General features: G+C 65.2%; 18 protein-coding genes. 10 read left to right on the top strand and 8 right to left on the bottom strand.

The window, feature by feature from the left end; translation table 11 throughout:
- The first annotated feature begins 22 nt into the window (after nt 1-22).
- Together J2808_RS12225 and J2808_RS12220 are read left to right on the top strand one after the other, a co-directional pair.
- Nucleotides 23-568, top strand: a complete 546-nt coding sequence (locus J2808_RS12225) for a YceI family protein (RefSeq protein WP_309816605.1) — start codon at nt 23-25, stop codon at nt 566-568.
- Nucleotides 569-573: 5 nt separating this feature from the next.
- A complete protein-coding gene (locus J2808_RS12220; protein WP_309816604.1) occupies nt 574-870 on the top strand; it encodes an acylphosphatase in 297 nt (98 codons plus the stop codon).
- On the opposite strand, the gene J2808_RS12215 is transcribed toward J2808_RS12220, so the two are convergent.
- The 4 genes from J2808_RS12215 to J2808_RS12200 all read right to left on the bottom strand — a co-directional run bounded on the left by J2808_RS12215 (nt 857) and on the right by J2808_RS12200 (nt 9005).
- Entirely contained in the window at nt 857-2167 is a 1311-nt protein-coding gene (locus J2808_RS12215; protein WP_309816601.1) for an MFS transporter, read from the bottom strand. The two genes, J2808_RS12220 and J2808_RS12215, sit on opposite strands and share 14 nt — an antisense overlap.
- A gap of 9 nt (nt 2168-2176) precedes the next feature.
- A complete protein-coding gene (locus J2808_RS12210) occupies nt 2177-5908 on the bottom strand; it encodes a TM0106 family RecB-like putative nuclease (protein WP_397428045.1) in 3732 nt (1243 codons plus the stop codon).
- A 158-nt stretch (nt 5909-6066) separates the two neighbouring features.
- Complete coding sequence (locus J2808_RS12205; protein ID WP_309816599.1) at nt 6067-7263, bottom strand: TerC family protein; 1197 nt, start codon at nt 7261-7263, stop codon at nt 6067-6069.
- 38 nt (nt 7264-7301) lie between these two features.
- Nucleotides 7302-9005 carry a RecQ family ATP-dependent DNA helicase gene (locus tag J2808_RS12200; protein WP_309816597.1) on the bottom strand — a complete coding sequence of 568 codons (1704 nt, stop codon included), beginning with the start codon at nt 9003-9005 and terminating at the stop codon, nt 7302-7304.
- A gap of 230 nt (nt 9006-9235) precedes the next feature.
- Here J2808_RS12200 and J2808_RS12195 point away from each other — a divergent pair, with 230 nt between their 5' ends.
- The gene (locus J2808_RS12195) at nt 9236-11539 is read left to right on the top strand and encodes an FdhF/YdeP family oxidoreductase (protein WP_309816595.1); all 2304 of its coding nucleotides are present in this window, start codon (nt 9236-9238) and stop codon (nt 11537-11539) included.
- Nucleotides 11540-11609: 70 nt separating this feature from the next.
- On the opposite strand, the gene J2808_RS12190 is transcribed toward J2808_RS12195, so the two are convergent.
- Nucleotides 11610-11939 (bottom strand): DUF6457 domain-containing protein, encoded by a 330-nt coding sequence (locus J2808_RS12190; protein ID WP_309816593.1) that lies wholly within the window; start codon nt 11937-11939, stop codon nt 11610-11612.
- A gap of 144 nt (nt 11940-12083) precedes the next feature.
- On the opposite strand from J2808_RS12190, the gene J2808_RS12185 reads away from it, so the two are divergent.
- The 7 genes from J2808_RS12185 (at nt 12084) to J2808_RS12155 (ending at nt 18107) form a co-directional block, all read left to right on the top strand.
- Entirely contained in the window at nt 12084-12881 is a 798-nt protein-coding gene (locus J2808_RS12185) for a CPBP family intramembrane glutamic endopeptidase (RefSeq protein WP_309816591.1), read from the top strand.
- Entirely contained in the window at nt 12878-13834 is a 957-nt protein-coding gene (locus J2808_RS12180; protein WP_309816589.1) for a hypothetical protein, read from the top strand. The genes J2808_RS12185 and J2808_RS12180 overlap by 4 nt, the downstream gene beginning before the upstream one ends.
- A 158-nt stretch (nt 13835-13992) precedes the next feature.
- Nucleotides 13993-15168, top strand: a complete 1176-nt coding sequence (locus tag J2808_RS12175; protein WP_309816587.1) for a serine hydrolase domain-containing protein — start codon at nt 13993-13995, stop codon at nt 15166-15168.
- Nucleotides 15169-15234: 66 nt separating this feature from the next.
- Nucleotides 15235-15582, top strand: a complete 348-nt coding sequence (locus J2808_RS12170) for a GNAT family N-acetyltransferase (protein ID WP_309816585.1) — start codon at nt 15235-15237, stop codon at nt 15580-15582.
- A gap of 117 nt (nt 15583-15699) precedes the next feature.
- The gene (locus J2808_RS12165; protein WP_309816583.1) at nt 15700-17079 is read left to right on the top strand and encodes an MFS transporter; all 1380 of its coding nucleotides are present in this window, start codon (nt 15700-15702) and stop codon (nt 17077-17079) included.
- Nucleotides 17080-17193: 114 nt separating this feature from the next.
- On the top strand, nt 17194-17661 hold the full coding sequence (locus tag J2808_RS12160; RefSeq protein ID WP_309816581.1) for an SRPBCC family protein: 468 nt from the start codon (nt 17194-17196) through the stop codon (nt 17659-17661).
- A gap of 152 nt (nt 17662-17813) precedes the next feature.
- Entirely contained in the window at nt 17814-18107 is a 294-nt protein-coding gene (locus tag J2808_RS12155; RefSeq protein ID WP_309816578.1) for a hypothetical protein, read from the top strand.
- A 1-nt stretch (nt 18108) separates the two neighbouring features.
- On the opposite strand, the gene J2808_RS12150 is transcribed toward J2808_RS12155, so the two are convergent.
- The 3 genes from J2808_RS12150 to J2808_RS12140 are packed head-to-tail and all read right to left on the bottom strand — an operon-like array spanning nt 18109 to nt 21241.
- A complete protein-coding gene (locus J2808_RS12150; RefSeq protein WP_309816576.1) occupies nt 18109-19617 on the bottom strand; it encodes a tripartite tricarboxylate transporter permease in 1509 nt (502 codons plus the stop codon).
- Complete coding sequence (locus J2808_RS12145; RefSeq protein ID WP_309816573.1) at nt 19617-20264, bottom strand: tripartite tricarboxylate transporter TctB family protein; 648 nt, start codon at nt 20262-20264, stop codon at nt 19617-19619. The genes J2808_RS12150 and J2808_RS12145 overlap by 1 nt, the downstream gene beginning before the upstream one ends.
- Entirely contained in the window at nt 20261-21241 is a 981-nt protein-coding gene (locus J2808_RS12140; RefSeq protein WP_309816571.1) for a Bug family tripartite tricarboxylate transporter substrate binding protein, read from the bottom strand. The genes J2808_RS12145 and J2808_RS12140 overlap by 4 nt, the downstream gene beginning before the upstream one ends.
- Nucleotides 21242-21373 lie beyond the last annotated feature (132 nt).

Genomic DNA, 21373 nt, shown 5'->3' with positions numbered 1-21373 from the left:
CCGAGCACAAGGAGATGCAAAAGTGACCCTTCCCTCAGGCCTGACACCAGGCATTTGGCTCCTGGACATGTCCCACAGCGAGATCGGCTTCACGGTCCGCCACGCAGGCATCAGCAAGGTCCGCGGCCGCTTTACGGACGCTACGGCCGAGGCCCGCGTTGGCCAGTCCCTGGCAGATGCCTCCCTGCACGCCACCGTGAAAACGGCGAGCTTCGAATCCGGAGACGCCAACCGCGACGGGCACGTGAAGGGCCCGGATTTCTTCGACGTCGAGGAGTTCCCGGAGATGACGTTCCGTGCCACCGGGGTAGAGGGCGACGGCGAGGATTACACGCTCACGGGCGACCTCACCATCCGGGGCATCACCAAGCCGGTGGAGCTGGAAGTTGAATTCACCGGTGTAGCCGTGGACCCGTTCGGCGCCACCCGCGCAGGCTTCTCAGCAGAGTGCGAGATCAGCCGCAAGGAATTCGGCCTGACTTGGAACGCGGCGCTGGAAGCCGGCGGCCTGCTGGTCAGCGACAAGGTCAAGATCAACGTCGAAGCTGCGCTGGTCAAGCAGGCCTGAGGGCCATGACCGATGGAAGCCCCCCGCGGGGCGATATCCGGCTCTCTGCCCGCGTCTTCGGGGTGGTGCAGGGGGTCGGCTTCCGTTTCTGGACCATGGGCAAGGCGGACGAGCTCGCGCTCAAGGGCGTAGTGAAAAACCTCGACGACGGCTCGGTTTCCATCGTTGCCGAGGGTCCGAAGGATAAGGTGCAGCAGCTTTTGGACTGGCTGAGGTCGGACAACGCCCCTGGGCGCGTGGAACGGGTTGAGGATGCCATCAGCGAGGCCGAGGGTTCCTTCCGGGATTTCAGGGCCCGCTGACAGGCCCGGTTTCCCGCCCTGCACCGGGCCCCGATGATGCCGAGCCGGGCCCTTGGCCCGGCCAGCTTGGGGGCTGGCGCTCATCCCTGCCCGGCGGGTAGGAGTGCCGCCGGCCGGCCAGAATGAGCCCAAGTGCGATGACGGCGGGTATTGCCGCGGCGGCCGGGATCAGTGCGGGCCCGGCGAACGTCAGCGCAGCGGCGCCGAACATCGCGCCGATGGTGATGCCTATCTGGATGGTCAGGACCGTCAGGCCGTTTGCGGCGTCCCTGTACTCACCGCCGGCACGAAGGATGGCGGACTGGTTGTAGATGCCCATGGCGCCGATGCCGGTGCCCCACACGAACATCAGGACCATGACCGCCGGCAGAACGACGTCTCCGCCGGACAGCCTTCCGAGCGCCATGCCGGGTAGCGCGGTTCCCACCAGCGGAAGGAGCAGCAGGGAAACTACCACGCCCCCGACGGTGATGAGGTGCCACCGTCGCGGCCTGGAGTCCACGGTGATGCCGGCGATCCAGATGCCCACCAGGCCCGCGACGCCGAGGACGCTGATGGAGAGCGGGATGGTGAAGTCAGGGAGGCGGACCTCGCGCAGGAACGGTGCAATGTAGGTGAACAGGGCGAAGTGGGCCATAAGCATCAGGGGCCAGCCGACGGCGACGGTCTTAACGCCGGGCTGGCTGATCGCCTTGCGAAGAGACGGGTGCGGAGTGTCGGGGATGCGCCGCACCGGGGGAAGCAGCCACACGGCGAGGAGGGCCAGCAGCACACCGGAGGCGGCCAGGACCAGGAAAGCCGAGCGCCAGCCGAGGAGGTTGCCCAGTGCAGTACCCACGGGGGCGCCAATGGCCAGGCCCAGGCTGTTGCCGCTGAAGACAATCGCCAGTGCCTTGCCCACCTTGTGGGCCGGGACAATCCGGGCCACAAAGGGGGCCATCGCAGACCACAGCAAACCGTGCGCGATGCCGCCCACTACGCGCGAACCCATGGCGGCGCCGAAATCGGAGACAATCGCCACCAGCGCGTTGCTGGCCGCGAAGGTCAGGATCAGTCCGATGAGCAGGAAGTGCCGTGGGATCCGGGACAGCGCCATGGACAACGGGATGACCGTGAGAACGATGATGGCCGCGTAGCCTGCAGTCAGGTAGCCCGCCGTCGCTTCAGACACGTTAAAGTCCGCGCTGATTTGGGGCAGCAAACCGGACGGCAGAAGTTCGGTGGTGATGGCGGTAAAGCCGATGGCGGCAAGGACGATCAGGGCGCCGACAGGCAGCCTGTTGCTCTGGGATGTCACCCCCCGAACTTACCTTGTTTCGTTGCTGAGAACGCGGCGTCCTGCCCGGCTGGCCGGGCTGAGGCCGATGAAAGCGCCGAGCTCCTCCAGCACCGCGGGTTTGGAAGGCATGTAGTTGGTGAGCTCCGGGGAACGGACAATCACGGCACGCCATTGGCCGCGGGAAACCGCCACGTTGATCCTGTTCCGGTTTAGCAGGAACTCCGCGCCGCGGGGTGCTTCGGCCACCGCGGAGCACGCCATGGACACCACCACAACCGGCGCTTCCTGGCCTTGGAACTTGTCCACCGTGCCTACCCGGACTCCCGCCAGGCCCGCCCGCTGCAGGGCCTGCCGGATCAGCTGGACCTGGGCGTTGTACGCGGCCACCACCAGGATGTCCTCCGCGGTCAGCGGGCGGGCGGGCTTGTCGCCACCGGGAATCCACTTCAGCCCAATGTGGCGCTGCGCCTGACTGACCACTTCGGCCGCTTCCTCCGGGGAGGACGTGGTGTTCCCGCTGTGCGTCACGAACACGGTTTCGACGCCGGGCGGCAGCTCGGCCAGGCTGCGCAGGGCTGCGGCCGGCGCCGATTCGAGCTTGCCGTCATAGCTGAGGACGGACACGGCGCGGCACAGTTCGGGATGCATGCGCCAGCTGTCGGCCAGGAAGTAGCCGAGGTTTTCCGGCAGCGTGGCATGGCCGGCCGCGAGCCAGCCCAGGGCAGACTCGTCCACAGGTTCCGGATGCGAGCCCTGGGTCACCTGCGGCAGCTGCTGCGGGTCGCCCAGGAGCAGGAGGCGCTTCGCTGAGCGGGCCACGGCCAGGGTGTTGGCCAGCGAGAACTGCCCGGCCTCGTCAATGACCAGCAGGTCCAGCGACCCAGCGGGGACGGACTTGCCCGTCATGGTCCAGGCGGTGCCGCCCACCAGGGCGCCGCCCCGGGAGGCGAGGAGGGAAGCGACGTCGTCGTCCTTGGTCTGGTGCCACGGCACTTCGTGGTCGGTGACGATCTTCTTGGCCACGCGGAGGGGATCCACTCCTGCCGATTCGATGGCGGTGCACAGCATGTTTTCCACCACCGCATGGGATTGCCCCACCACGCCGATCTTCCAGCCCCGGGCCACCAGCCGCGCAATGACATGGGATCCGACGTAGGTTTTGCCGGTCCCGGGAGGACCCTGCACGGCCAGGTAGGAATGATCGAGGTCCAGCAGCGAGGCGGTGATGGCCGTGACGTAATCAACCGCCCCCGCGCGGTCCTTTTCGACGGCGGCAGGGGCGGGCAATGTCCGGAAGCGCGGCGAAGCCTTGCGCAGGATGTCGACGCCGGGATGTTCCGGAAGGACTGGCAAGGAGGCACCCACCCTCTGGGCCAGTTCCGCCAGCGCAGCTTCGATGCTCGCGGTACGGACCGGCTGGTCCTCGGTGAGGGCTATCGGAATGTGCGGGTACGCGGGGACCTTGCCGGTTTCCTTCTCTTCGATGGTGATGATGCTCTGGCCGGGGATCCGAGGGTGGTCCTCCACCGCCGCCACCAGCGTGCCAAAGGTAAAGCCGCGGCCGGTAGGGCTGCCGGACGAGTCCTCCAGGCCGTCCGGAACCGGTGAATCATAAAGCCGGCACCACGTGCTGCCGGGTTTGAAGTCCGAGCCCTCGCTCATGGTTCCCGTCAGCCGGAGCGTGCGCGTGCGCATCCGCACCGTGGGCTTGGCCAGTGCCCAATCCGACACCACCTCGGCGGTGTCCACCACAAACACGTTGCGGTGGTCCCGCCAGTGGTCGATCTCAGACTCGGTGCGGTCGAAGTGTTCCCACCAGAATTGCTTCCGCTCGCGCCGGTGGAATCCGGTGGCCGCAGCCACCATCGCGATGGCCCGTTCATCGTTCGTCCAGGGCCGCGTGTCCGGGAGGCTCGCCAGGTACTGCTGGAGCCGGAGCTCCTCCGGCGTGGGTTCCGCTTCAACCACTTCAGGTCGAAGCGGAGCCATGGCGCCGTCGTCGTGCGTTTCCGTTGACCCCGCGGCCGAGGCAGCGGTGCTGGTGGCATCAGGGCGGTGCGGAGAGGAAATGGGGCCCCGCAGTCCAAGCAGCCAGTCGCGGAGGCGGAGGGTGGAGAGGCAGTCGTACTCGTTATAGTCCGAAATCGAAGCGAGGATCTTGGCAGCTTCAGCGGGGTCGCCGCCATCCCTGGCCGCGCAGTAGGCGGCGTAGGCCACCACCGAGGCGCCGGCGTCCTTCACCTCGCCCGAGCGCAGGTTATCGCCCATGTACAGCGGCTCGAGCTTCTTGATGGAGTAGGACGGCTCAGAGATCCGGAGCGAGTGCCTGGCCGTGGCGTATAGATCCACAAGCACACCTTCGCGGAGCCAGTTGTCCACGATGTCCTCGCCCGCCAGATGGCGAACGGAAAGGTTCCGCAGCGCCGACTTTTCATAGGCGGCGTAGTGGTAAACGTGCAGGTCCGGATAGCGTACGCGGCGTTCTTCCACGTAGGCCAGGAAGTCCAGGAAGGCCTGCCGCTCTTCGTTGCGGGAGTGCGCCCAGAAAGGACGGAACACGGGCTTGCCGGCGGTTTCCGCCGTTCTGTCAGCGGTGGTGCCGGCGGGAGCTTCGATGACGCCGAACAGGTATTCCAGCCCCCACTGGCTGGTGGCCGGATCCTGCCAGAGGGGATCGCCCTCGAAGTCGAAGAAGATGTCGCCGGGGCTGGGCGCCGGAATGCTGCCCAAGGCATTCTCCGGCAGCACCTTGAACGTGACCGTGTGGTCCTCGCCGTCCTTGGTGAACGTGCGGGAACCGTCGGGGGTGTCCAGGCCCAGCTGCATCCGGGCCTGGTCGCGGAGCCTGACCACGGAGCCGGCAGCCCTGCCCGGGGGGAGATCGGCCAGCGCGTCAATGGTGGTGACGCCCTCGGCGATGAGCTTTTTGCGCCGCAGGGTGGTCATGCCGCCCACCATGAGGAGATCGCGGTGGGCCTGGACCTGTTCGGCGCAGTAGTTGCAGCGGCCGCAGTAGGTGACGCCGGGCTGCTCCCACTGCACCACCGAACCGCGCTCCCGGTGGGCGGTGGTCAGGTCCCGGAAGCGGTCGCGGCGCTCGCGGAAGACCGGAAGCAGGTCCGGCAGCGAGTGGTGGCTGCGCACGTACTCGCCGTCCACCACGGTGCCCAGCACCAGGGTGACCCGGGGAGACGGGTCCAGGCCCATGCCGATGAGCTGGTCGCCGTAGGCAGCGAGCTGCAGGAGAGCCCCTACCTTGGCGTGCCGGGCCAGCTTGGTGTCCCACACCTCGTACCGGCCCGGGGTTCCGGTGCCGGCGCCCTCGTTGACGATGAAGTCCGCGTAGCCGAGGAACTCGCCGTCGAAGAAGGTGGCCTGGAACACGACGTCGGCCCCGGCACGGAGCGCAAGCTCGGTTTCGGCCTGCTTGGCCAGAAGGTCGCCGCGGGTGTGCGCCCCACGCTCAAGGGAATACACGCCGGCGCCGCGGTCCGCATCCCAGTGGCCATAATCGGCGATCAGGCCGGCCAGGACCTTTGCCTCGTGCTGGTCGCCGAGCGTCCCGGCACGGCGCTGCATCTCGTCGTCGGGAAATTCGGCTTTGGGGGAGCGGCCCAGTTTCTCGTCCAGGATGCGGAGCGTGCGGTACTCACACTCGCTGGCGGCCACAAGATCGCTGGCGGAAAACACCAGGTCCTGCGGCGCGCCGGAACCTGGAGCCACAGTGCCGGGTTCGGCAGCAGGATCAAGCAGAAACACGGGGCCTCCCCATTGATTTCCCTGGCCAGAAGATGATTTCCCTGGCGCTACTTCGAACCTACCAAGAGGCTCTGACAACGCGGGGTCACACGATGCCCATCCGAGGCCTCCGGAGGGGCACTATGTGACCCCGCGTTGCTCTGGTCGCGGGCTGTGGGCTAGCTCTCTGCTGCCCGTACCTGGGCTTTGTCGTGCTCGGCGTGGGCGCTGCGCAGGAGGTCCATGAACTCGGTTTCATTGCGGACGAGGCGCTTGTACTTCTCCGGCAGGGCTCTGATCTGGTCCTCCTCGCGGACCATGCGGGCGAAGATTTTGTCGCGCTCCGCCATGTCCGTTTCGTAGTTGAGGTCCAGGTATTCAGTGGCGTGGCGCCGGGCACCGGAGACGGCATTCTTGGCCTTGCCCTTGGGGCTGAAGATCGAGGCCAGGACGGTGACGGTCAGGACGCCGAGAATCACCGTCAGGGAGACTCCGGTGCTGACTTCCACCACGTTCACGTGCTCGCCGTTGTTGATGAACGCCAGCGTGTTCTCGTGCAGGGCGTGCAGGATGAGTTTCACGCCGATGAAGCCCAGGATGGCTGCGAGGCCGTAGGACAGGAAGATCAGCCGGTCCAGCAGTCCGTCGATCAGGAAGAACAGTTGGCGCAGGCCCATCAGCGAAAACGCGGTGGCGGTGAAGACGATGAACACGTTCTGCGTCAGGCCAAAGATAGCCGGGATGGAGTCGAGGGCAAAGAGGATGTCGGTGCCGCCGATGGCCACCATGACCAGGAGCATCGGCGTGAGCACCCGCTTGCCGTTTTCCATGGTGAAGAGTTTGTCACCGTCGTAGTGTGCCGACGCCGGGAGGTACTTTTTCGCGAGCCGGACCACCAGGCCGTCCTCGTCTTCGTCGTGGCCATCCGGTTTGAGCAGGTTCCCGGCGGTGACCAGCAGGATCAGGCCGAAGATGTAGAACACCCAGGCGAAGCTGTTGATCAGGGCGGCGCCGAGGAAGATGAAGGCGGTGCGGGCGATCAGTGAAAAGACAATGCCGAACAGCAGCACCTTTTGTTGGTCCGCCCGGGGGACCTTGAAACTGGCCATGATGATCAGGAACACGAAGAGGTTGTCCACGGACAGGGCCTTCTCCGTGACGTAGCCGGCGAAATACTCTGTGCCCATGGTGGTCCCGCCGAACATGAGCACGCCCAGGCCAAAGAGGATGGCGATGCCCACGTAGATGGAGGACCAGACGGCCGACTCCTTCAGCGACGGTGTGTGGGCCTTCCGGACATGGAAAAAGAAATCGAAGGCCAGGAGGCCAACAATTCCCGCGATAGTCAGGGTCCAGACAAGGGGGGAAACTTCCACGTTGGGGGGCCTTTCGTTGGAGTCTTCCTCCAGCGTACCTAAGCGGGCTTCAGGAGTTTTCGTTTCATGACGGCCTCCCGGGAGAGCGTCTTGTAGCCTTCCCGCTCAAACAGGACAGTGATCACATCATCCTCATAACGCATCACCAGCCCGACTCCCCACTTCTTGTGCGTGACCGGCGATTGGACGGGGAACGGAAGATCAGCGGCATCGCGGGCAGCGCCGCCGTCGAGGTTTCCAGCCTCTGACTGCGGGGCGCCCTTCCGAGTGCGACCGTTGCAGGAATCGCAGTTGCCGCACGGTTCCGGAAGGTCCTCGCCGAAGTATCCCAGCAGGAACTGGCGCCGGCAGCCGTCCGTCTCCGCGTAGCCGCGCATCATCTGGAGCCGGGACTGGTCCACGCGCTGCCGTGCCTCGGCCAGTTCGACGGCGCGTTGCACCAGAGCGGCCGGCTTGGCTTTGGACGTGAGCCGGGCGCCGCGCTTGCCGGAGGTCACTGCACCGGCCTCCTGCAGCTGGTTCAGGAAGCCCGTCACGCGGCGAGGCTTGAAGCCGGTGAGCTCGGCCAGTGAGGACGCGAAGACCGGCCCGTCCGCCGTCCGGAGCGCCTTGAGCACCGCCAGCAGGGCTTCCGGGTCCGGATTGTGGGTGCCGAAGAACTTCCGGAGGCCCAGGTCCTCGGCCCGGTAGTGGAGGACTGCCGTCGCCGGCGCTCCGTCCCGCCCGGACCGTCCCAATTCCTGGTAGTAGGCATCCAATGATTCGGGAATGTCGGCGTGGACCACAAAACGGACATTGGGTTTATCGATCCCCATTCCGAACGCCGTGGTGGCCACCACCACGTCCAGTTGGTCGTCCATAAACAGCTCGAGGATCCGCTCGCGGTCGGCGGCGGCGCGGCCTGCGTGGTAGGCCTCGGCACGGAGTCCCTTCTCGGCAAGCTTGGCGGCGTACTTTTCCGTGTCCTTGCGCGTTGCAGCGTAAAGCAGGCCCTGCTGCCGGCTGCCGGTGGTTGTGCTGTTTCCGTGGATGAGGGCAACCACCTGCTCCAGGACGGCGCGGCGTTTTTCCTTTTCCTCGTGGTGCCTGACCACGTCAAGCATGATGTTGGGCCGGTCGAAGCCGTGGACAAGGACCAGCGGATTCTTCATGCCCAGCCGTTCCGCAATTTCTTCCCGTACTGGAGGGGAAGCCGTGGCCGTCAACGCGGCGACGGGCGGGTTGCCGAGCTGCTCCCGGACCGTGCCCAGAGTCAGGTAGTCGGGACGGAAGTCGTGTCCCCACGAGGAGACGCAGTGTGCCTCGTCCACCACGAAGAGTGCCGGGCCCACAGCTGCGATCCGCGCCACGGTTTCCGTCTTGGCCAATTGCTCGGGCGCCAGGAATAGGAAAGCGGCCCGGCCTGACTCGACTTTCTGCCAAGCGTCTTCCACTTCAGCATCGGTGTGCGCGGAATTGATGGCGACGGCGGCACCCTCGCCGAGTGCCTCTGTGAGCCCAGCGATCTGGTCCTCCTGGAGGGCGATCAGGGGTGAAACCACGACGGCGGGGTGTCCCGTCTGCCGGTGAAGGTGGACGGCGGCCACCTGGTAGATGGCGGACTTGCCGTAGCCGGTGGGCATCACGGCCAGGACGTCGCGGCCGGTGACCAGGGCAGCCATGCCCGCGAGTTGGCCAGCGCGGAGCGTCGGGAGGGAGAAAGCGGAGGAGGCAAGCGCGCTCAGCGCAGGATTCTCGGGCATGAAGACGGCTCCGGAGGGTGGGTCCTGCGGCCGCCTGCTTCAGCCGTGGTGACCAGCCTACGCGAGGTGGCGTCCGGCGTCGTACGCGTCATGACAGCAGCCCTCATCAGCGCACGGTGCAAGGCCTCTTCCTTGACTTCCGGAGTCCCCTGAACAAGTGTGGGATGAGACCGTTCCGCCGCTGCGAAACCGGTGTGACAGGCACAGTCTTGACTCAAGGAGAGTGCAACGTGGCACGCAAGAACCCGCGCGTGGAAGAGGTCAACGAGGCTGACATCGAGGTCAGCGGCCATCCGAAAACGTGGGTGGCCGGCGTCCCGGGCGTCTACCACTCGATGGAACCGGCCCTGACGCACATGGGGGTGGGCAGGGCCGCGAAGACGCTGCTGGCACTGAACCAGAAGGACGGCTTCGACTGCATGAGCTGCGCCTGGCCGGATCCCGGCCACCGCAAGACGTTTGAGTTCTGCGAGAACGGCGCGAAGGCTGTCACGTGGGAAGCCACCCCGGTGGTGATCGGCTCCGAGTTCTGGGCCGAGCATCCGGTCAGTGAACTGCGGCAACGGTCGGAGTACTGGCTGGGCATGCAGGGCCGCCTGACCGAGCCGGTCTACAAGCCGGCAGGAGAGAACCACTACCGCCCGGTCAGCTGGGAGCAGGCGTTCACCCTCGTCGCGGACAAGCTCAAGGGACTCGCCAGCCCGGACCAGGCCACGTTCTACACCAGTGGCCGGACCTCGAATGAGGCTGCCTTCCTGTACCAGCTGTTCGTCCGGGCATACGGCACTAACAACCTGCCCGACTGCTCCAACATGTGCCACGAATCGTCGGGCTGGGCGATGGGCCAGACCATCGGCATTGGCAAGGCCACCATCTCCTACGATGATTTCGCCAAGGCGGACCTGATCATCATCATGGGCCAGAACCCGGGCACCAACCACCCGCGGATGCTCACGGCGCTGGAGGAGGCCAAGGAGGCCGGCGCGAGTATCGTCGCCGTGAACCCGTTGCCGGAGGCCGGGCTGATGCGGTACAAGAACCCGCAGAAAGTCAAGGGGATCGTGGGCCGGGGAACCGACCTGGCGGACCAGTTCATGCAGGTGCGGATCGGCGGCGACATGGCACTGCTGCAGGCCATCTCCAAACGCGTCCTCGACGCCGAGGCCGCCAACCCGGGGACCGTACTGGACCACCAGTTCCTTGCGGAGCACTGCGAGGGGCTCGAGGAACTGAAGGCGCACCTGGCCGGCCTGGATGAAGCCGCCGTCCTGGAGGCCACGGGTTTGGGCGCCGCGGAGATCGATGAGCTCGCGGATCGCTACCTGCGCGCGGAGAAGGTGATCATCACCTGGGCCATGGGCATCACGCAGCACAAAAAGGGCGTGGCCACCATCAAGGAGATCATTAATCTCCTGCTGCTCCGCGGCAACATCGGCAAGCCCGGCGCCGGCGCCTCGCCCATCCGCGGGCACAGCAACGTCCAGGGTGACCGGACCATGGGCATCTGGGAACAGATGCCGCCAGCGTTTATGGACGCCCTGGGCAAGGAGTTCAACTTCGATCCACCGCGTGACCACGGCATTGACGCCGTGGAAACCGTCCGGCAAATGCGCGACGGCGGGATCAAGGTTTTTGTGGCCATGGGCGGTAACTTCGTGGGCGCCATTTCGGACACCCACGCGGCGTTCGCCGCGATGGAGAACACCGAGCTATCGGTGCAGATTTCCACCAAGCTCAACCGCTCGCACACTGTCACCGGCGACGCTGCCCTGATTCTGCCCACTATGGGCCGCACCGAGATAGACATGCAGGAATCCGGTCCGCAGTTTGTGTCCGTGGAGGACACTGTCTGCGCGGTGCATGCTTCGCACGGCACGGTGAAGCCCGTGGCGCCGGGACTGCTCTCCGAAGTGGCGATCGTCAGCAGGCTGGCCCGGGAAGTGCTGGGCGATTCAGTACAGGCGGACTGGGCGGGATTCGAGAAAAACTACGACCTCATCCGCGACCACATCTCCCGCGTGGTCAGCGGCTGCGAGGACTACAACCGGAAGATCCGGCAGGACGGCGGCTTTGTGCTGCCCAACGGGCCACGGGACTCGCGGACATTCAGCACCCCCACGGGCAAGGCCATGCTGACGGTCAACGAACTGGAGCCGGTGGAGCGGCCGTCCGGGACGCTGATCCTGCAGAGCATGCGCTCGCACGACCAGTTCAACACCACCATCTACGGCAACAACGACCGCTACAGGGGCATCAAGAAGGGCCGCGAAGTGGTGTTTGTCAGCCCGGAAGACCTTGCCGAGCTGGGACTGAGCGACGGGCAGCACGTGGACGTCCACGGCGTGTACCAGGACAAGGTGGAGCGGGTGCTGCGGAATTTCCGCCTGGTTTCGTACCCCACCGCCCGCGGCTGTGCGGCGGCCTACTATCCCGAGGCCAACGTGCTGGTTCCGCTGGACAGTGTGGCGGAGGGCAGCCAGACGCCCGCGTCCAAGGCCGTAATCGTAAGGCTGGAACCGGCCGCAGCCGGTTGAGCCCGCGTCCGGTGGTTGAGCCCGCGTCCGGTGGTTGAGCCCGCGTCCGGTGGTTGAGCTCGTCGAAACCTTACTGCCCCGTGTCCGCCCACCCCTTGGCCGCCGGGCCGCCGTCGTGACCGTCCTCGCACAGCCGGGACGCGACGTCGGCTGCCCTGGCGATTGCCTCCGCAGACGTTGCCTTGGAGCCATCGCCACCCGCCCCGGCCTCGAGGCCGGCGGCGTAGCCAACCAGGAACGTGGTGACCGGCGCGGCCGCGTGGATCACGGAGTCGGCCGATTTCCTGGCCAGATCGAGGAGGACGTCCTGGTCCACCTCCAGGTCCAGGATCTGCAGTGCCTGGGCCAGCCGGTGGGTCCACTGGTCCAGGACCTGCGCTTCGTTCTCGTCAACGGGCATGGGGTTCTCCTTTGTCGCTGGTGGTCGATCCTGTAGAGACCATCAGCCTATGTGCCATGTCTTTGGGAGGCGAGGGCGTGCGCCTATAGGCTCAAAGAACGGGGCAACTGTCCCTGTACATCAGTGCGCAACGGGGGAAACCGCATGAACACCATTGACCACACCGACCGGGGCATGGGCCAGGACACGGACCGGGGCGTCGAGGCTGGGCCGGACCACGCACCTGTGGCGGCCGGCCCGCACGCCAAGGACATCACGCTCAAGCAAGGCTTCAGGGCACTGGTGTTCCTTGGACTGTACTTCGCGGTCCTCGGCGGCGGACTCCTGGCTGTGGGGCTCCTGCGCCTTGTTGACTTCACAGCGACTTCATTGATCCTGGCGGTGCTTGTCGGCGCCACCACAGCAGCCATCCTGGCACTGTACGTCCACCTGATCCGAAAGTATGGGCTCAGCTTCCGGGATGTGGGCTTCCGGCGCCTCTCGCCCAGGATGTTCCATCTGCTCTGGCAGGTTCCCGTCGCCATCATCGCTTCGGCCTGCGTTCAGGGACTGGCACTTGCTGCTTTTGGACAGTTCGGCATGGATACGTCCGAGGCTGGCGCCTCCAACAGCCCTTTGGCAGCGGTGGCCGGCATGCCCGCGCCGTACATGCTGCTTGCCATCGTTCTGGCTGTTGTGCTGACACCCCTGTGGGAGGAAGTGCTGTTCAGAGGTGCTCTCCTGAGCGGCTTCCTGCTGCGTTTCGGGCCCTTCTTGGCGATCGTGCTGTCCGCTGCTGTCTTTGCCTCAGTGCACCTGGCTTTGCTTACCTTTCCGTATCTCTTCTCCCTTGGCATCGCGCTGGCCCTCCTCCGCAGGTTCCACCGGAATCTTTGGGCACCTGTGGTGCTCCACGCCGTCAACAACGGAATCGTGGCGATGGTCGCACTGACCGCACTATGAGCAGCCAAGCAGGCAGCCCAACGACCAGCCAAACGACCATCGTCGGGCGCGGAACATCCATGCTCGGGGGCGTGTTCACGGCCGCGTGGATTATTGCGGGGGTGGCGGTGCTGGCCACGATTGCGTGCCTGCTCACCATTCCAACGCGCGGCTTCGCTCCGGGAAATCCCTGGGCCGCCTCCATCCTGTACATCGTGGCGCCCGGGCTGCTGATTCCGTTCTCGCTGTACATGTTTGCCCGTGCCGGCAGGTACTGGCTTGACGGGAAGGGGGACTGGTTCCGTCCTGCCGGGACAGAGTTTGCCTACCGGATGAGTATCTCGCTGGCATTTGGCCTGGTGGGCCTGGCCGCGTGCATGGCGGGGCTGGCCCCGTTCGAAGACTTTCTGCCCGGGAGCTGGGACAGGGCCGGGGACTGGTTTGTCGGCGCGTTCGCGGCGTTGTTCTTCCTGGCGATCCTGATTTCGGCAGTGGCAGGGGCGGCGATCATCGCCGGCTGGAAGGGCGTTCCGGCCGCACTGTTGGCTGCCTGCGGATTCGGTGCCATCTGCGCCTACGCCCTGACCGGCGAGAACGCCTGGGAGATTGCTGCCTATACCCTCCTGGCGGCGTCCGTGGCGTGGTTCTATGCGATCGGCGTCGAGACCGGCTGGATCACTGACTTTCACCATGGGGTTCTGGGCCACTGGCTGACCGGCGTGCTGGGCGCCGCTGCCGTTGCCACGGCGATCTGGTGGGGTGTGGGCTTCCTGCCCCTGGTGGGGCTGTGCGTCCTCGCCGCCTGGATTCCCTTGCAGCTGCCCAAAACCAGCGGAGCGGCCAAGCCGGTGCCCGAGACCCGGCGGCAGGGTCGGCCAACCGCCGGGGAAAGAGCCCGTAAACAGGGGGCTTCGCGCGCCCGCGAGAGGAAGAGGCGTGCCAGGCAGGACAACAAGCGCCGCCAACGCTCATAAGCTACAGCTTTCCTAAAGAAACAGGAACTGGCGGGTAAGCCGACTGGTGCTCCGCGTCCTTGACACTCCTTCCCGCCCTGAGGAACATCGAAAGTGCCGGTGCAACTGGCAGTCTTCGTGAAGTTCAGCTGCTGACCGGCGCCCTGAAGGGAGTTGGGATGCGGGCGGTTTTTCGTGGGCTCATCTCCTCCCGTGTTGCGGCCGCGATGGCCGCGGTTGCGCTGATGCCCTCGCTCGGCGGCTGCACCAGCGCGCCGGATCCCACTGACCAGCAGCCACCCACTGTTCAGTCCACCTCCACAGCCCGGCCAGCTCCGGCGTTCGTGGCCGTGCTGAAAAGATACAGCGCGGACCAGCTGGCCGGGGGAGCCACTGCCGTCATTATCCAGATGAAGTCGAGAGTAGGGGAGTGGTCCTCGGCCGAAGGCGTCCGCAGCCTGGAGGGCAAAGAGCCTGTACAGCTTACGGACCAGACCCATATCGGCGACATCACCATGACCATGGTGGCGGTTTCGGTCATGAAGCTCGTGGAGGAAGGGAAGATCGAGCTGGACGACCCCATCACGGAGTACCTGCCGAACTTCGAGAGCCTCATCAAGCCGCCGCCCGGAAACGTCTCCATCCGCAGCCTGCTCAGCCACCGGTCCGGCATGCCGCACTACTGGGACACCCCGATCGACATCGGCAACAGGCGCTTTAGCCATGAGGAACGGCTGCGCTTCGCCGGGGCCATGCGATGGCGCCAGCGGCAGATCCCACGGTACAACTACTCGAACACCAACTATTCAGCGCTTGCCCTCCTCGTCGAAAAGCTGCGCGGCAAGGACATCGGTGCAGTCATCCACGCTGACAACGTGGAGCCGTTGGGGTTGAAGGACACGCTTATGTCGGGTGGGAACCCTCCGCAGCGCATGGTCCACGGCTATACCGAGGAAAACGGCGAGGTGTTGGATAACACGCTGGCTCCTTTCCACGCGGGTTCCCCTGATACCGGGATGATTTCCACGGTCCCCGAACTCAACACCTACTTCGCCGCCCTGCAAAAAGGGGCCCTGCTGACGCGCCAGAGCGTGGAGGATATGCATCATCCAAAGTACGAGGAATTCGGCCTGGGGGTGGTCAGACGCTATGACGAATGCTCCAACAATGCCTACTTTGGCCATATCGGCGTGGTGCGCGGGTACGCAGCGCTGGCGCTGATCAGCGTGGACGGGTCCCGCCAGGTGGCCATGGCGGTGGCCCGCGCTCCCTCCGAGGACCTCGTTGGCTTCGATGACCCGCAGTCCCTGGAGATGTCCAAAGCGGCGGTGGAAGCGCTCAACATGGCATGTTAAGCGAGGCGAAATAGAGGCAGGCGTTCCGCGGTTAGGCTTTACAGAAACCGAATCGAGGAGATCTTCGTGAATGATGTGACCATCCGCCACAACCCGGAGCGGCACCGCTTCGAAGTCATCACCAGCGGGAACGTCATTGGTAAAGCCGTGTACAAGGAGTACGACGGCGGCAGCGCACCGCAGCGGATCTTCTATCACACGGTCATCAACGAGGAATACGGCGGCCAGGGGCTCGCGGGCAAGCTCGCCAAGGTAGCGCTCACCGAAACGGTGGAAGCGGGCCTGGCCATCGTCCCGGTCTGCCCGTATATCAAGAAGTACATTGGCAAACATCCGAAGTATGCCGCGGCCACCGTGCCGATCACCCCCGCCCACCTGGAATTCCTCAACACGGCCCTGGCAGCCCGGGCCTGATCCCGGGCAATATTCGTCTGTTTCGGCAGGCTTAAGCGGCAGGGCCCGTGGGCTGCGGGGTCTGCACGGGGATTCATGAACTCGCCGATCCGGGAGCGCGTGCCCCAGACTGTTTCCGTGAGCAACAAACCCCGGACCGGACTTGTGGTCGCCGGCCTCAGCCTGGGCACGGCCCTGAACCCGCTGAACTCGTCCATGATCGCCGTGGCCCTGGTGGTGCTGCGCGCGGACTTCGGGCTGGACGTCGCAACGGTCACGTGGGTGATTACCTCCTTCTACCTCAGCTCCGCTGCGGGCCAGCCGCTGATGGGCAAGCTCGCGGACAGGTTCGGGCCGCGCCGGATGTTTATGCTCGGCATGGGACTGGTGGCAGTGACGTGTGCGCTCGCGCCCTTCTCGCCGAACTTCGCCCTGCTCTGTGTGGCCCGCGCCGTGATGGCGCTGGGCACGGCCGCGGCCTACCCGAGTGCGGTGGTGATGGTGGGTGCCATCGTCCAGCAGTCCCACACTGGGCAGCGGAGCAACATCAGATCGTCCCGTCCGCTGGGACACATCCAGATGGCCAACACATCGGCGGCGGCCGTCGGTCCGGTCATCGGCGGCCTGCTGGTGGGATTTGTGGGCTGGGAGGCGCTGTTCCTCATCAACGTTCCGTTGGCGTTGGCGGCGCTGCTGATTGTGCGGCAGGCGGCCCCGGCGGATGCGGCGAGGGAACGTGGAAGCTTTGCCGCGTTGGTGCGCGACTCGGATATCCCGGGCATCCTAGGTTTCGTCGGTTCGCTTCTGCTGGTGATGATGGCGCTGCTTGATGCGGTGCCAGGCTACCGCTGGTGGCTTCTCGTGGCTGGAACCCTGATCGCGGCGCTGTTTGCCTGGCGCGAGCTGCGCTTCAGCCCGCCGTTCCTGGACCTGCGGCTCCTGGGCAGGAACCGTCCGCTGATGCTGGTGTACGTGGGCTTCGCGGTGTTCAACAGCATTTACTACTTTGCCTTCTTCGGCCTGCCCCAACTGCTGCAGGAGACGGGCGGCTACGAGCCCGGCCTCGTGGGGCTGCTGATGCTGCCGCTGGCCGCAACCTCCGTGCTGGCCACACCGTGGGCAGTCCGGGCGATGGGAAAGTTCGGCGTGCGGCGGGTGATGATTGCCGGCGTCGTACTTCTCGGAGCGGTGGCCGCCCTCATGTGGCTCCTGACCGGCTCGCTGGCTATACCACTGGTCCTGGCGTTAACGGCCCTCATGGGTGTTCCGTTTGGGGCGGTGAGCATCGCGTCGAACCAGGGCATGTTCGTCTCCACGCGGCCACAGGAACGCGGGGTCGCGGCCGGAATTTTCCAGACGTGCCGTTATGTGGGTGCCATCACGGCGACCGTGCTGATCGGCGTATTCGCCGCCGACGGCGTAAACCAAGAGAGCTGGGGGCTGATGACCATCACCATGCTGATCCTCAGCGCGGTGGCCTTCGGCGTGACGCTGCTCTGGCGGGAGCGGCAAGACTAGCAACTGCAAGGATTCAGGCCAGATGGTGGGCTGTGTGAACAGGTGGTGAACACAACATGAGTTGACTGGCCGAGGTCTGGCGGAATGCCGTGCCCGCCCGCTTATGATGGCGGCATGTCACCTTACGAAGTCACTCGCAGCGCCCTCATCCCTGCCTCGCCGGAAGAGGTTTTTCCACTCGTCGACAGCTTTCTTGAGTGGACCAAATGGTCGCCGTGGGAGAACGTTGATCCGGAACTGGACCGTTCGTACTCCGGGAACGATGCCGGCGTCGGCGCACGCTACGCCTGGAGCGGCAACCGCAAGGCCGGCAGTGGCAACATGGAAATCGTCGAGTCCGACTACCCCAAGAGCATCAACGTGCGCCTCGAATTCACCAAACCGTTCAAGGCCGTGAACCCCACGTCGTTCACGTTCGCACCGTCCGACGGCGGCACACTGGTCACGTGGCGGATGACCGGTGAGAACAAAGGCCTCGCGAAGGTCTTCGGTCTGTTCATGAACATGGACAAGTTCATCGGGGCCGACTTCGAACGCGGCCTGGCCGCACTGTCCACCGCCGCGACGGCGAAAAAAGCCTGACCACTCCTGACCTGAGCCGCACCAGGGTGAGCGCACGCTCGCTGGCAGGTACCGGCGTCGGGCGCTCTCACCCATGGTGATCGGTGTGCCGCGCGCCTATCGTGGAGCCATGGCTGATACTTTTGCGTCCTTTGTGGAAACCTTCAAGAACGTTGGCCAAGAACGTTGGCGTCGCCAAGGCGTACGGCCCGCCGGTCAAGGTAGGTGATGAGGAGATCGTGCCCGTTGCCCTGGTGACGTTCGGGTTCGGTGGCGGCGGAGAAGGCGGCGAGGGCGCCTCCGGCGGTGGCGGGGGTGGCATGGTGCTGCCGTTGGGTGTGTACGGAAGCTCCGGCGGCCGCGCGGAGTTCCGTCCCAACACCGTTGTCACCCTGGTGTGCCTCGTCCCGGTGATCGCCGTGATCGGCGCCGCCGTGCGAGGTGCCATCCGCGCCGCGAGGTCCTGACTTAAACCTTCCTGCTGGCGCGGTGACGGAGGTGCTGGATGCCGCTGACGGCAAGAGCCGCGGCCAGGACCAAGTAAAGCGTCACGGTGATGGGGCTGTCCACCAAAATGCCCAGGTTGCCCTCGGAAACCGCCAGCGCACGGCGCAGTTCAGTCTCGGCCATCGGCCCTAGGATCACTGCGATCAGAACGGGTGCAAGCGGGATGTTGTAGCGGCGCATCAGGAATCCAACGAGCCCGATGGCGATCAGCAGCCACAGGTCAAGCACTGCGGAGCTCACCGCGTAGACGCCGAGCATGGAGAAGACCGTGATACCGGCATAGAGGTAGTGCTTGGGGATGCTGAGCAGCTTTGCCCAGACCGAGGCGAACGGGATGTTGATCATCACCAGGATGACCAGGCCGATAAACAGCGACGCCAGCAGCGCCCAGACCATGTCACCGCTTCGCTCGAAGAGCAGAGGGCCCGGCTGCATGCCGTACTGCTGAAACGCTGCAAGCATGATTGCTGCCGTGGCCGACGTCGGCAGCCCCAGCGCGAGCAGCGCACCCATAGCGGTGCCGGCGGTGGCGTTGGCTGCGGCTTCTGGAGCAGCGAGGCCGCGGATTGAGCCGGTGGTGCCGAAGTCCGGATCGTTTCGCCTCTTAGCCAGTTGCTTCTCGGTTCCGTAGGCCAGGAAGGTGGGCACCTCCGCGCCGCCGGCGGGGATCAGCCCGAAGGGTGCGCCAAAGGCGGTGCCGCGCAGCCAAGCGGGCAGGGCCTTCTTGAAGTCTGCGAGGTTCAGTCGCGCCCGGCCCTTCGTTTCGATCCGGGTGGCGATCGGGTCGCGATGGATGCGGGAAGCAATATGGAAGACCTCGCCGAGTGCCAGGAGGCCGACGGTGATGACGATGACCGAGATTCCGTCGAAGAGCTGGGGCATGCCCAGGGTGAACCTGGCGGTGCCGCTGGGGCCATCAATGCCGACGAGGGCCAAAGCGAGTCCGATGCCAAGTGCCGCGATGCCGCGGATCACGGATTCGGAGACGACGGCGGAAATGGCCAGGAAGGCGAACACCGCCAGGGCGAAGTACTCGGCCGGGCCGAAAATCGTGGCCATTTTAACCAGCGTGGGGGCAAAGAAGACCACCAGGGTGGTGGCGAGCAGGCCGCCGATGAAGGCTCCGATGGCGCAGGTGGCAAGCGCTTTGGCCGCCTGTCCGCTCTTGGCCATCCGGTGTCCTTCGAACGTGGACGCGATGGCCGATGAGTGGCCCGGGGTGTTGAGCAGGATTCCTGACGTGGAGTCGCCGAAGAGGCCGCCGAAGTAGATACCGGCGAACATGATGAATGCCGCCGTCGGTTCGAGTGAAAAGGTCACGGGCAGCAGGAGCGCCACCGCCATGGCGGAGCCAAGCCCCGGAAGAACGCCGACGGCGGTGCCCAGCAGGGCGCCGATCAGCACCCAGAGGAGGTTGACGGGGGTCAGGGCGCTGGCGAAGCCGCCCATGAGGAGTTCGAGTTGTTCCATTAGAGGATCCCTCCTATGAGGCCGGAGGGCAGGCTGAGGCCCAGCCCCGCGCCGAAGGCCAGTTGAATAATTGAAGAAAAGAGCAGACCCACGCCGATGTCGAAGAATCGTCGGCGGCTGCCGAGGGCGTAGGCGACGATCCAGAACAGCATCGTCGCGCTAATGATCCAGCCCAGCGGTTCCAGCAGCGCGACGAAGGCCACGACGCCGGCCAACAGCATGCCCACGGTGCGCCAGTCTGAGTAGGTCTTCCAAGTCTTGGCCGGCGCTTGGGCCGCTTCATCGTCGCCGACCTCGTCTTCTTCCTTGCCCAGGTGGCCGAGGTCATGCAGCATGTCCGCGGAGAACTGCCCGCGTCCGGGGTGGATGGAGTTGTCCGGGACCTTCGGTGAGCGAAGGACCTGGATGGCCAGGAGGGTAGCCACGAGGTAGAGGACGATGCACACGATGATGGGGAAGAACTGCGGTCCGGGGGATGATTTGCCCTGCACGTGCATGGTCGCTGTGCCGATGGTGAGGAAAATGGCCACTGCGTAGAGCACGGCGACGACAACGAATTCGCTGCGGCCTGTTCCAAAGCCGGGCTTGGCCTTGGCCTGCGGCTCTACCGCGGGAACTGCTTCTGGCTGGTTCTGGGTGAGGCTCATAGGCCGAGGTCCTTTACGATTTCTTGGGCCGTTGCAACTTCGTTGTTGATGAACTGTTCGAATTCTTCGCCGGTGGTGAAGGTGTCCGTCCAGTTGTTGCGCTTCAAGGCTTCCTGCCAGTGGTCACTGCTGTGCATCTCGGTGACGATCCGGATCAATTCCGCCTCCGTCTCGTCCGTGATGCCGGGCGCCGCCACAAATCCCCGCCAGTTGGACATCGCAGCGTCCACGCCCTGCTCCTTGAAGGTGGGAACGTCCACTCCCTCCAGCCTCTCCGCCGACGAGATGGCCAGGGCGCGCAGCGTGCCCGCTTCGATCTGGTCACTGACTTCGTTGTAGCCGGACATGCCGGCGGACGTGGTGTGGGACAGCAGTGAAGTTAGTGCCTCACCGCCACCGGAGTAGGCGATGTAGTTGACGTCCCGGGGATCGATGCCGACCGTCTTGGCAACCCGTGCGCTCAGAAGATGGTCGATTGAGCCCAAGGAACCGCCGCCGATGGACGTTCCGCCGGGATTTTGCTTCCAGGCTGCCAGGAAATCGTCGAGGGTCTTGAACTCAGAATCGGCAGGAACCACGAGGGCTGCGTAGTCATCGGCCAGCCGGGCAATGGGAACAACGTCCGCCATGGACTCCGGGTTGTCTCCGAGTTCGATGGCCCCCACCATCACGCCCCCGGTCGCCAGAAGGGCGTCTTCGCGCCCCGGCATCTGGACGAATTGGCTCAGGCCGATGGTCCCGCCGGCTCCCGGCACGTTGACCACCTGCGCGTTGTTCACCACGCCACCGCTCTTGAGCGCCTGCTGGCCCTCACGGGCAAATCCGTCCCAGCCGCCGCCCGGGGCGGCCGGGGCAATGAGCGTCAGTTTGTTCCGGGCGGTGCTGGTTCCACCCGCGGTGCCGGCATTCACGAACGCCAGCACGGCCACCAGGGCCACAACCAGGCCGAACACGGCATTGAGTAGGGGTTTTTTCATGGTTCTCGTTCCGTAACGACGTTGTTGGGCGGTGCGAAAGTACAAGGATCTGTTCGGATACTGCTGTACACAATGAAATACAGTTATACATGTGATGGCCATCACCGGCAACTTAGAACTGCTCAAATCCAT

The organism is Pseudarthrobacter sulfonivorans (genome assembly GCF_031454915.1).
GTDB lineage: Bacteria > Actinomycetota > Actinomycetes > Actinomycetales > Micrococcaceae > Arthrobacter > Arthrobacter sulfonivorans_C.
The sequence above is the reverse complement of the archived record's forward strand: the minus strand, read 5'-3'. Positions and strand labels throughout refer to the sequence as shown.

Bases quoted from the DNA above. Each gene is read 5' to 3' on its own strand.
- J2808_RS12220 (WP_309816604.1), top strand. From the start codon at position 574: ATGACCGATGGAAGCCCCCCGCGGGGCGATATCCGGCTCTCTGCCCGC.
- J2808_RS12185 (WP_309816591.1), top strand. From the start codon at position 12,084: ATGAACACCATTGACCACACCGACCGGGGCATGGGCCAGGACACGGAC.
- J2808_RS12145 (WP_309816573.1), bottom strand. From the start codon at position 20,264: ATGAGCCTCACCCAGAACCAGCCAGAAGCAGTTCCCGCGGTAGAGCCG.
- J2808_RS12150 (WP_309816576.1), bottom strand. From the start codon at position 19,617: ATGGAACAACTCGAACTCCTCATGGGCGGCTTCGCCAGCGCCCTGACC.
- J2808_RS12200 (WP_309816597.1), bottom strand. From the start codon at position 9,005: ATGCCCGAGAATCCTGCGCTGAGCGCGCTTGCCTCCTCCGCTTTCTCC.
- J2808_RS12180 (WP_309816589.1), top strand. From the start codon at position 12,878: ATGAGCAGCCAAGCAGGCAGCCCAACGACCAGCCAAACGACCATCGTC.
- J2808_RS12175 (WP_309816587.1), top strand. From the start codon at position 13,993: ATGCGGGCGGTTTTTCGTGGGCTCATCTCCTCCCGTGTTGCGGCCGCG.
- J2808_RS12190 (WP_309816593.1), bottom strand. From the start codon at position 11,939: ATGCCCGTTGACGAGAACGAAGCGCAGGTCCTGGACCAGTGGACCCAC.
- J2808_RS12160 (WP_309816581.1), top strand. From the start codon at position 17,194: ATGTCACCTTACGAAGTCACTCGCAGCGCCCTCATCCCTGCCTCGCCG.
- J2808_RS12140 (WP_309816571.1), bottom strand. From the start codon at position 21,241: ATGAAAAAACCCCTACTCAATGCCGTGTTCGGCCTGGTTGTGGCCCTG.